Source organism: Streptomyces sp. NRRL B-24572 (assembly GCF_002156145.1).
Taxonomy (GTDB): Bacteria; Actinomycetota; Actinomycetes; order Streptomycetales; family Streptomycetaceae; genus Streptomyces; species Streptomyces vietnamensis.
On the sequence record NZ_MWIG01000225.1, the window covers coordinates 1 to 8,824 of the forward strand.

Consider the following 8,824-nt stretch of genomic DNA (forward strand, 5'->3'; position numbering starts at 1 on the left):
GAGGGGAATGGGGGTGCACGGAGCCGGAGCCGGTGCGGGAGGGCGACCGGTCCCGGAGCGCGAGGCTGATCCGCTGCCCGGAGTCCGCCCAGGCGGGCGCGGTCCGGGCCACCAGGTGCACGGGACCCGCGCCGTCGCGTCCCTCGGTGTCGTACCGGGCGAGCGCGACGGTGAGGCCCGGGCGCAGCAGCCCGTCCGGGGCGATCCTCGGCATGTGCCAGCGCAGCAGGTCCGGGGCGAGCAGGCGCAGATCGGCCCGCACGCGGGCCGCGAGTTCCGTGCCGTGACTCCGTGCCAGGGAGCGGAGGTCGAGATCGACGTCGACGTGTGCGGCGGCACAGGCCCCCGCCCAGTCCCCGGCCCGACGGCGGGTGGTCGCGGTCTCGATCATGGAGGGCGGCACGGCGAACTCGCGCACGCGCAGCCAGCGGGAGAGGTGGGAATCCTCGTACGCGGGGGGAGTGGCCATCAGCACTCACCTTGCGCGGACGGGACCCCCGATCTGTGAAGGAGGTGAGTCGTCATCGCGATCATCGTACGACCTCCTGCGGGTGACGGCACGGGCTTTTCCGCGCGGGTGACGCCCTGGTTCCACGCGAGGTGGTGGGTGCCGGTCTCCAGCTCCCGGTACGCCTTGAGCACCGTGTTCGGGTTGACCGCCGTCTGCCTCGCCACGTCCTTGACGGTCGGCAGCCGGTCCCCCTCCTTCAGCGGGCCCAGGCAGTGCGTGCCGGACCTGAGCGATGTCGCAGTGATGTGCCCCATGGTTCGGGTGATCCCGCGCGAGGCGTCGCGTGCCTCAACTATGTTTCTTTCGTGGACCAGTTGATCGCTGAAGACCCGACGCGCATCGGCCCGTACCGTCTCATCGCCCGGCTGGGCGCCGGCGGGATGGGGCTGGTGTACCTCGGCCGGTCCGAAGCCGGGCGGACGGTCGCCGTGAAGGTGGTGCAGGCCGAGTACGCCGAGGAGCCCGAGTTCCGCCGCCGCTTCGCGCGCGAGGTGGAGGCCGCCCGGCGGGTGGGCGGGGAGTGGACGGCGGCCGTGCTCGACGCCGACACCGGGGCACCGGTGCCGTGGGTGGCGACCCAGTACATCCCCGGACCCGACCTGACCGCCGTGGTGGCGAAGGACTTCGGCCCGCTGCCCGAGCACTCGGTGCGCGTCCTCGCCAACCGGCTCGCCGTGGCGCTGCAGTCCGTGCACGCGGCGGGGCTGATCCACCGCGACCTGAAGCCGTCCAACGTCCTGGTGACCGTGGACGGGCCGCGCGTGATCGACTTCGGCATCGCGCGGGCCATGGACGGCCTCGGCGGAGACAGCCTGCACACCCGGACGGGCATGCTGATCGGCTCGCCCGGCTTCATGTCGCCCGAGCAGGTGCGCGGGCTCGAACTCACCCCGGCCAGCGACGTGTTCTGCCTGGGTGCCGTCCTCGTGTACGCCGCCACAGGCCGGCTCCTCTTCGGCGCCACCGACACCGGCCTCAGCGCGCACCTCTTCCGGATCGCGGAGGACGAGCCGGACCTCACGGGCGTGCCGGACTCGCTGGTCGATCTCGTACGGGAGTGCCTGCACAAGGACCCGACACGGCGGCCGACACCCGCCGAGGTGGCGGCCCGCACGGCGACGGACCGGGCCGAGGAATGGCTGCCCGGCTCCGTGCTCGCCCAACTCGGACGTCATGCCGCCCAGTTGCTGGACTTCGCCCCCGAGACGCGGGCGACGATTCCGGACCCGAGGATCCCCGCACAGGCCCCGCCGCAGCCCGCCTACATCCCGACCGTGCCTGCGGGAGGAAACCCGCCGCCCGGGTTCGGGCCCGTCGTGGACGTTGTGCCCGGAGCGTGGGGCCCGCCCACCGCCCCGGGCGGCCAGGCGGGTCCGTCGCCCCGGCGGTGGGCCGGACTCGCCGTCGCCGTGCTGGCGCAGTTCCTGGTCCTCGTCGGTTCGACGAGCACGAACGCGGCGCTGCCGGTGATCCAGGCCGACCTGGCCCTCTCCGTCGACGACCTCCAGCTGCTGCCCTTCGCGTACGGGATCGCCTTCGGCGCCCTGCTCCTGCTCGGCGGGCACCTCACCGATCTCCTGGGCGGCAAAAGGGCGGCGATCATCGGCCTCGCCGGTTTCGCCGTCGCCTCCGTGCTCGGTGGAATGGCCCCCGCCACCCCCGTGTTCCTCGCGGCGTACGCCCTCCAGGGCGCGTTCGCCGCGCTGCTCTCCTCGGCCGCGCTCGCCCTGGTGGCCGGCGGCTTCACCGACCGGAAGGAGCGCGGCACGGCCTTCGGGGTCTACGCCGTCTTCGCGGGCGGCGGCCTGGCCATCGGCGCGTTCACGGGCGGCTGGCTGGTCGAGACCCTGAGCTGGCGCTGGTGCTTCTACGCCGCGGTCCCGCTTGTCCTCGTCACAATGATCCCCGCGGTCCGGCTGGCGGACGACCGGTCCGCCCGTGTCCAGGCCCGCCTCGACGTACCGGGCCTGCTGCTCGGCACCGGCGGTCTCGCCGCGCTCCTGTACGGCTTCCACCAGGCGGAGGCCGTCTACGGCCGCGGCTGGATCACGCCCATGACCCTTCTCCTGCTGCTGCTCGGCGTGGCCCTCCTGGTGGCCTTCGCCTGGTGGCAGACCCGTACGGGCAGCCCGCTCGTCCCGCCGGGTCTCTTCGGGAACCGTGACCGCGCCGGCTCCCTCCTCGCCCTCGCCCTTGTCGGCACGAGCACGCCCATCGTGTTCCTGGTCCTGTCCCTGTATCTGCAGGCCGGCCTGAGCTACACGCCGTCCCGGACCGGACTCGCCCTGCTGCCCCTGGCCGTCGCCGTCCTCGTGGCCGCCCAGGGCTCCGGCCGCCTCAGGGCCAGGCTCGCGCCCCGCCTCCTCGTCGTCCCGGGCCTGGTCCTCGCGGCCGTCGGCGTGGGACTCCTGGCCCGGCTCGAGGCCGACAGTTCGTACGCCGCCCTCGTCCTGCCCGGCATCCTCCTCCTCGGCCTGGGCCTCGGTCTGGCCCTCGGGCCGCTGCTCGACACCGCGACCGGCGCGTCCGGCCCGCAGGGCTCCGGCGGCGCGGCGGGCACGGTCCTGGCGGCCCAGAGCCTCGGCGGCCGGCTCGCCGTCCCGCTGTTCGGCAGCATCGTCGCCTCGGGGATCTCCAGCCGCCTGTCAGAGGTCGAGGGCCTTCCGCCGGTCCTGACGGACGTGGTCCGCCGCGGCGTCCTCGTCGACACGTGCTACCTCCCGGCAGCGGCGTCCGAGGGCGTCGCGCAGGCGAACGCGGCCGTCCTGGGCGCCTACTCCGTCGCCCTCTGGTGCACGTCCGGTCTCCTGCTCCTCGCGAGCCTCCTGGTGGGCCTGCTGGTCACGACGAGGGCTCCTGCGCAGGGCTGACGGGACGTGCCCGGCGTCGCGCCGATTGGCCCTTCGGCAACTCCGTGGTGTAGAAAGCCCCGTCGATCAATCATGATCACGACATCGAGCTCTCTCATTCGGGGGAATGGAAGAATGACTTCAACTCGCCGTGTCCTCAGCGCGATCGCGCTTCTCGCCGCGCTGAGCGGCGTCGCAGCCTGCGGTCCGGAGGACCCCGACGCCCAGGGCGCCACCGGAGGTTCCGGTGCCGCCGCCTCGCCGTCGGGCGCGGCGTCCAAGACGTCGGACCCCGCCGAGGCCGGAGACGGAGCCCCGGCCGATGACGTCGACGGTGACGGAAAGGGCGGCGACTGCGGCACTCCGCCGACCCTGCCCGCAGGGCTCCTGAAGCTGAAGGTCCAGCTCATGCGGGACTCCGGCGGCTTCGAGGGCGCCGAGGCCAAGCCGCACTGCACGCCGAACGACTGGATCTACGGCGCCGAGCCGACGGACCCGACCAAGCACTACGTCCTTCCCCAGAACGTCAAGGCGTACCTGGCCCTCGGCCCCGGCCAGTCGAAGCAGGTCGACCACGAGCAGCTGGCGCTGCACATCGACCGCTGCCATGCCCAGGAGATCGGGGCTCCCACCGAGGACTACCCCAAGGTGGAGGCCCCCTACGGCTGCTACGGCAACGTCTACGAGGTCACGCTGAACGCCAAGGGCGAAGTGGCCACGATGAAGGAGATCTGGAGCGTCTGACGGCATCCGCCGGACCGGCCGGAGCCCAGGCTCCTGGACGCCGGACCGGCCGGAGCCCAGGCTCCGGACGTCGCGCCGACGGGCAGCCGGGCTGTCCGTCGGCCCGACGAAGGGCTCGTGAAGCCGTTCGCTCAGCCGCCCCGGCGGACCTTCGCGGCCCGGCGGGCCTCGGCCGTCCTGCGGGCCTCGGCGGCGCGGCGGGACTCGTTCTTGGCGCGGCCCGGGCGGCCCGGGACGGTGCCGATGCCCCGGAAGGCCGCGCCGCCGCGCTTGGCGCCCTCCTGGCTCGGCGCACTGCCGTCGACCGGTACGCCCGAGGGCTTGCGGGCGCCGGTGATACGGGTCAGCTCGGCCTCGCCGGAGCGGACCCGGGTGACGCGGGGCCGGATGCCGGCGTCGGCCATGACCTTGGCCACGTCCTGGCGCTCCTCGGGGGTGACCAGCGTGACGACGACCCCGGACTCCCCGGCGCGCGCGGTGCGCCCGCCGCGGTGCAGGTAGTCCTTGCCGTCGGCGGGCGGGTCGACGTTGACGACGAGGTCGAGCGCGTCGACGTGGATGCCGCGCGCCGCCACGTCCGTGACGACCAGGACGGGGACCTCGCCGCTCCTGAACCGCTCCAGGGTCCTGGCCCGCAGCGGCTGCGACTTGCCGCCGTGCAGCGCCGCGGCCCGCACCCCGCTGCCGAGGAGGTGCTTGGCGAAGCGGTCGACGGAGGCCTTGGTGCGCAGGAACATGATCACGCGCCCGTCGCGGGCGGCGATCTCCGTCGCGGTGGCGAACTTGTCGGCGCCGTGCACGTGCAGCACGTGGTGCTCCATGGTGGAGACGGTGGCCGCCGCGGGGTCGACCGAGTGACCGGCCGGGTCCTGCAGGTAACGCTCGACGAGCTGGTCGACGTCACGGTCGAGCGTGGCCGAGAACAGCAGCCGCTGGCCGCCGCCCGGCACCCGGTCGAGCAGCTCGGTGACCTGCGGCAGGAAGCCCATGTCGGCCATCCGGTCGGCCTCGTCGAGGACGGTGACGGCCACCCGGTCGAGACGGCAGTCCTTGCGCTCGACGAGGTCCATGAGCCGGCCGGGGGTGGCGATCAGCACTTCGGCGCCGTCGCGCAGCGCGCCGGCCTGCCGCCCGATCGACATGCCGCCGACCACGGTGGCCAGGCGCAGCTTCAGGGCGTCGGCGTAGGGGGCGAGGGCGTCGGTGACCTGCTGGGCCAGCTCACGGGTGGGGACCAGGACCAGGGCGAGCGGCTTGCGGGCCTCGGCCCGGCGCCCGGCGGTGCGGGCGAGCAGCGGCAGGCCGAAGGCGAGCGTCTTGCCCGATCCGGTCTGCCCGCGCCCGAGGACGTCGCGGCCCGCGAGGGCGTCCGGCAGGGTGGCGGCCTGGATCGGGAAGGGCGCGTCGACGCCCTGGCGGGTGAGCTCCGCGAGCAGGTCGGCCGGCAGGTCGAATGCGGCGAAGGTCACGGTCGCCGGAGCGGCGTCCTTGCTGGGCGTGGTGGTCATGCGGCACCTGGTCCGTCGAAAAGGTCTGGTCCGTCGAAAAGGTCTGGAAAACGCGACGGGCCGGGGCCCTCACCACACGGGTGGGGTCCCGGCCGCGTCGGACGTGTCAACGTCAGGCGGGGAGGATGTTCTCCGCCTGCGGGCCCTTCTGGCCCTGCGTGACGTCGAAGGTCACCTTCTGGCCTTCCTGGAGCTCACGGAAGCCCGAGGTGGCGATGTTGGAGTAGTGGGCGAACACGTCCGGGCCGCCACCCTCCTGCTCGATGAAGCCGAAGCCCTTTTCCGAGTTGAACCACTTCACGGTGCCGTTGGCCATGTCAGATCTCCTTAGCGGGGCGTACCCCTGGGAACCGCACTGTGCGGATCCCGGCGTCGCCGTGATGATTGCCCCGTCCGGAAAACTGCACCGAAAACACATAAAGTGCCTGACGATGTCGAATCGTCGAAGGCACTTGTAAGTTCATTGGGAACCACGACTGCAACTGATCTCCACTGTAGCACGGCTCCGGCGCCCCTGCATGAAGAATGTCCGATTTGCCGCGAGGGTGAAGGTGACCGTGACGAGCAGCGCCCAGGCGCCGAACTTCGCGGGGGAGACCGGCTGCCAGCCGTCCAGCTGGTCCGGGTAGCTCCAGGCGCCGACGTACGTGGCCGCGTTCTCGGCGACCCAGAGGAAGAAGCCGATCAGGACGAAGGACAGGGCCAGGGGCATCCGGAGGTCGCTCTCGCCGACCCGGAACCGCACCCAGGTCCCCGCCGTCGCGGCCAGGAGCAGCGCGGCCAGGGCCCAGCGGACGTCGGGCAGCCAGTGGTGGCTGAAGAAGTTCACGTACACGGCCGCGGCGAGGGCCGCCGTGATCCGGGGCCGGTAGCCCGTGAGCCGCAGGTCGAACAGGCGCCAGGCCCGGCAGATGTAGCTGCCGAGCGCCGCGTACAGGAAACCGCCGTACAGCGGGACGCCGCCGAACTTCGTCAGGGCGTCCTCCGGGTAGCTCCACGAGCCCATCCGCACCTTGACCAGCTCGAAGAGCAGGCCGATGGCATGGCACCCGGCGATCACGGCGACGTCCCGGCCGGTGTCCCAGCCGGCCTTCCACGCGAGGACGGTGAGGACGGTGCCGTACAGCAGGAGCAGGTCGTAGCGGGCGACCGGCAGTTCGGGCAGCAGGGAGGAGACGGCGATGCCGCCGACGAGCGCGACGGCGAAGGCGCAGCAGCGCGCCTCGAGGACCGCGAAGCGCAGCAGCTGACGTGTCCCGTGGGTGAGCGTCCTCATGGCGGGTGGGACGCCGGGGGGCCGTGATCGGTTCGCCGGCCCCCGTGGGCGGAAACGGCGGCGCGCCGCACCCCCGGACGGGGGGCGCGGCGCGCCGCCGTGCTGCGGATGCCCTCGTGGATCAGACCGCCGGGACCGGGAAGGTCGGGTACTCCACGCCGGAGACGTGCTGGACGACCCGGATGACCTGGCACGAGTAGCCGAACTCGTTGTCGTACCACAGGTACAGGATCGCGTTGTCGCCGTCGACCTTGGTCGCACCGGCGTCGACGATGGACGCGTGGCGCGAGCCGACGAAGTCCATCGAGACGGCGTCGGGGGCCGTGGTGAAGTCGATCTGGCGCTTCAGCGGCGAGTGCAGCGAGACGTCGCGGAGGTACTCGAGGACCTCCTCGCGGGTGGTCTCGCGGCCCAGGCGCAGGCTCAGGATCGCGATCGAGACGTCCGGGACGGGGACGCGGATCGAGCTGCCGGTGATCGGCGCCTTCAGGTCGGGCAGCGCCTTGGCCACGGCGGAGGCGGCACCCGTCTCCGTGATGACCATGTTGAGCGGCGCGGAACGGCCGCGACGGTCGGCCTTGTGGTAGTTGTCCAGGAGGTTCTGGTCGTTCGTGAACGAGTGGACCGTCTCCACGTGGCCGCGCAGCACGCCGTACTCGTCGTCCATGGCCTTGAGCGGCGGGACGATCGCGTTGGTGGTGCAGGAGGCGCAGGACAGGATCTGCTCGTCCGGCTTGATCGTGTCGTGGTTGACGCCGTGCACGATGTTCGGCACGTCACCCTTGCCGGGCGCGGTCAGGACGACCTTGTCGATGCCGGGGCGCAGGTGCTTGGAGAGGCCCTCGCGGTCCCGCCACTTGCCGGTGTTGTCGATCAGGATGGCGTCGTTGATGCCGTACGCCGTGTAGTCGACCTCGGAGGGGTCGTTGGCGTAGATCACCTTGATCGTGTTGCCGTTGGCGACGATGGTGCTGTTCGCCTCGTCGACCGTGATCGTGCCCTGGAACTGGCCGTGGATGGAGTCGCGGCGCAGCAGCGAGGCGCGCTTCACGAGGTCCTGGTCGCCGCCGCCGCGGACGACGATCGCGCGCAGGCGCAGACCGTTGCCGGAGCCGGCCTTCTCGATGAGGAGGCGGGCGACGAGACGGCCGATGCGGCCGAAGCCGTAGAGGACGACGTCGCGTCCGTCACGGCGCTCGATCTTGTTCTCACCGGTGGCGCCGGCGACGGCCTCGGCGGTGAACTCCGCCACCGAGAGACCGCGGCTGTCGGTCTTGTAGTCCGCGGCCAGCACGCCGATGTCGATCTGGCACGGGCCCAGGTCGAGAGTCGTGAGCGTCTCGAGGAACGGCAGCGTCTCGGTGACCGAGAGCTCCTCGCCGTCGATCTGCCGGGCGAAGCGGTGGGTCTTGAGGATGCTGACCACCGACTTGTTCACCAGGGAGCGGCTGTGGACCAGGACGGTGACGTCCTGCTCCCGGTGCAGCTTCCCGATGATCGGGATCATCGACTCCGCGATCTCCTCGCGGTTCTTCCAGCTGATGAACGAGTCGTCATTGACAGTCACAGGATTATCTTTCGAGCTAGGCGGCGCTCACATGTTAACCCGCGGCCGGTTTGATCAATCAAGGGGTGCCGAACCGTACGATGGGTCACGTCGGGATCCGCCGCGGTCGGGCGGACCCACCTACCAGGATGCGGGGGCATGGTGGTGAAGTTCGGGCTGCTCGGATCACTCGTCGTCCACGACGGGACGGAACTGAGGCCGGTGACCGGTCCCAAGGTCCGCGTCCTCCTCGCCGCACTGCTGCTCCAGGCCAACCGCACGGTCTCCCGGGACGCCCTCAAGGAAGCCCTCTGGGGCGCCTCGGTCCCCGCCAGCGCCGACGCCGCCCTCGCCAACCACCTCACCCGGCTCCGCCGCGTCCTCGCCGCC

7 protein-coding genes and 2 pseudogenes are annotated in these 8,824 nt (G+C 72.0%); 3 read left to right on the plus strand and 6 right to left on the minus strand.

Annotation, left to right across the window (positions count from 1 at the left end):
• Positions 1-469: pseudogene (locus tag CCN56_RS14090) on the minus strand (hypothetical protein); the annotation flags it as partial.
• 146 nt (positions 470-615) lie between these two features.
• Positions 616-745 (minus strand): annotated as a pseudogene (locus tag CCN56_RS41810) (GntR family transcriptional regulator); the annotation flags it as partial.
• A gap of 71 nt (positions 746-816) precedes the next feature.
• Here CCN56_RS41810 and CCN56_RS45570 point away from each other — a divergent pair.
• Both CCN56_RS45570 and CCN56_RS14105 read left to right on the plus strand, forming a co-directional pair.
• Positions 817-3,381: an MDR family MFS transporter gene (locus CCN56_RS45570; RefSeq protein WP_086826944.1), complete on the plus strand. Its 2,565-nt coding sequence runs from the start codon at positions 817-819 to the stop codon at positions 3,379-3,381.
• A gap of 114 nt (positions 3,382-3,495) precedes the next feature.
• Positions 3,496-4,104, plus strand: coding sequence for a hypothetical protein (locus CCN56_RS14105; RefSeq protein WP_086826947.1), 609 nt, complete (start codon positions 3,496-3,498; stop codon positions 4,102-4,104).
• Positions 4,105-4,235: 131 nt separating this feature from the next.
• Here CCN56_RS14105 and CCN56_RS14110 read toward each other — a convergent pair whose 3' ends face one another.
• The 4 genes from CCN56_RS14110 to CCN56_RS14125 form a co-directional block, all read right to left on the minus strand.
• Positions 4,236-5,612: a DEAD/DEAH box helicase gene (locus CCN56_RS14110; protein WP_086826949.1), complete on the minus strand. Its 1,377-nt coding sequence runs from the start codon at positions 5,610-5,612 to the stop codon at positions 4,236-4,238.
• A gap of 112 nt (positions 5,613-5,724) precedes the next feature.
• Positions 5,725-5,928, minus strand: a complete 204-nt coding sequence (locus CCN56_RS14115; RefSeq protein ID WP_015031667.1) for a cold-shock protein — start codon at positions 5,926-5,928, stop codon at positions 5,725-5,727.
• Positions 5,929-6,072: 144 nt separating this feature from the next.
• Positions 6,073-6,888 carry a DUF817 domain-containing protein gene (locus tag CCN56_RS14120; protein WP_086826951.1) on the minus strand — a complete coding sequence of 272 codons (816 nt, stop codon included), beginning with the start codon at positions 6,886-6,888 and terminating at the stop codon, positions 6,073-6,075.
• Positions 6,889-7,009: 121 nt separating this feature from the next.
• Positions 7,010-8,455 (minus strand): glyceraldehyde-3-phosphate dehydrogenase, encoded by a 1,446-nt coding sequence (locus CCN56_RS14125; RefSeq protein ID WP_086826953.1) that lies wholly within the window; start codon positions 8,453-8,455, stop codon positions 7,010-7,012.
• 138 nt (positions 8,456-8,593) lie between these two features.
• On the opposite strand from CCN56_RS14125, the gene CCN56_RS14130 reads away from it, so the two are divergent.
• Positions 8,594-8,824 (plus strand): winged helix-turn-helix domain-containing protein (locus CCN56_RS14130; RefSeq protein WP_179199840.1); only part of this gene is annotated, 231 nt, incomplete at its 3' end.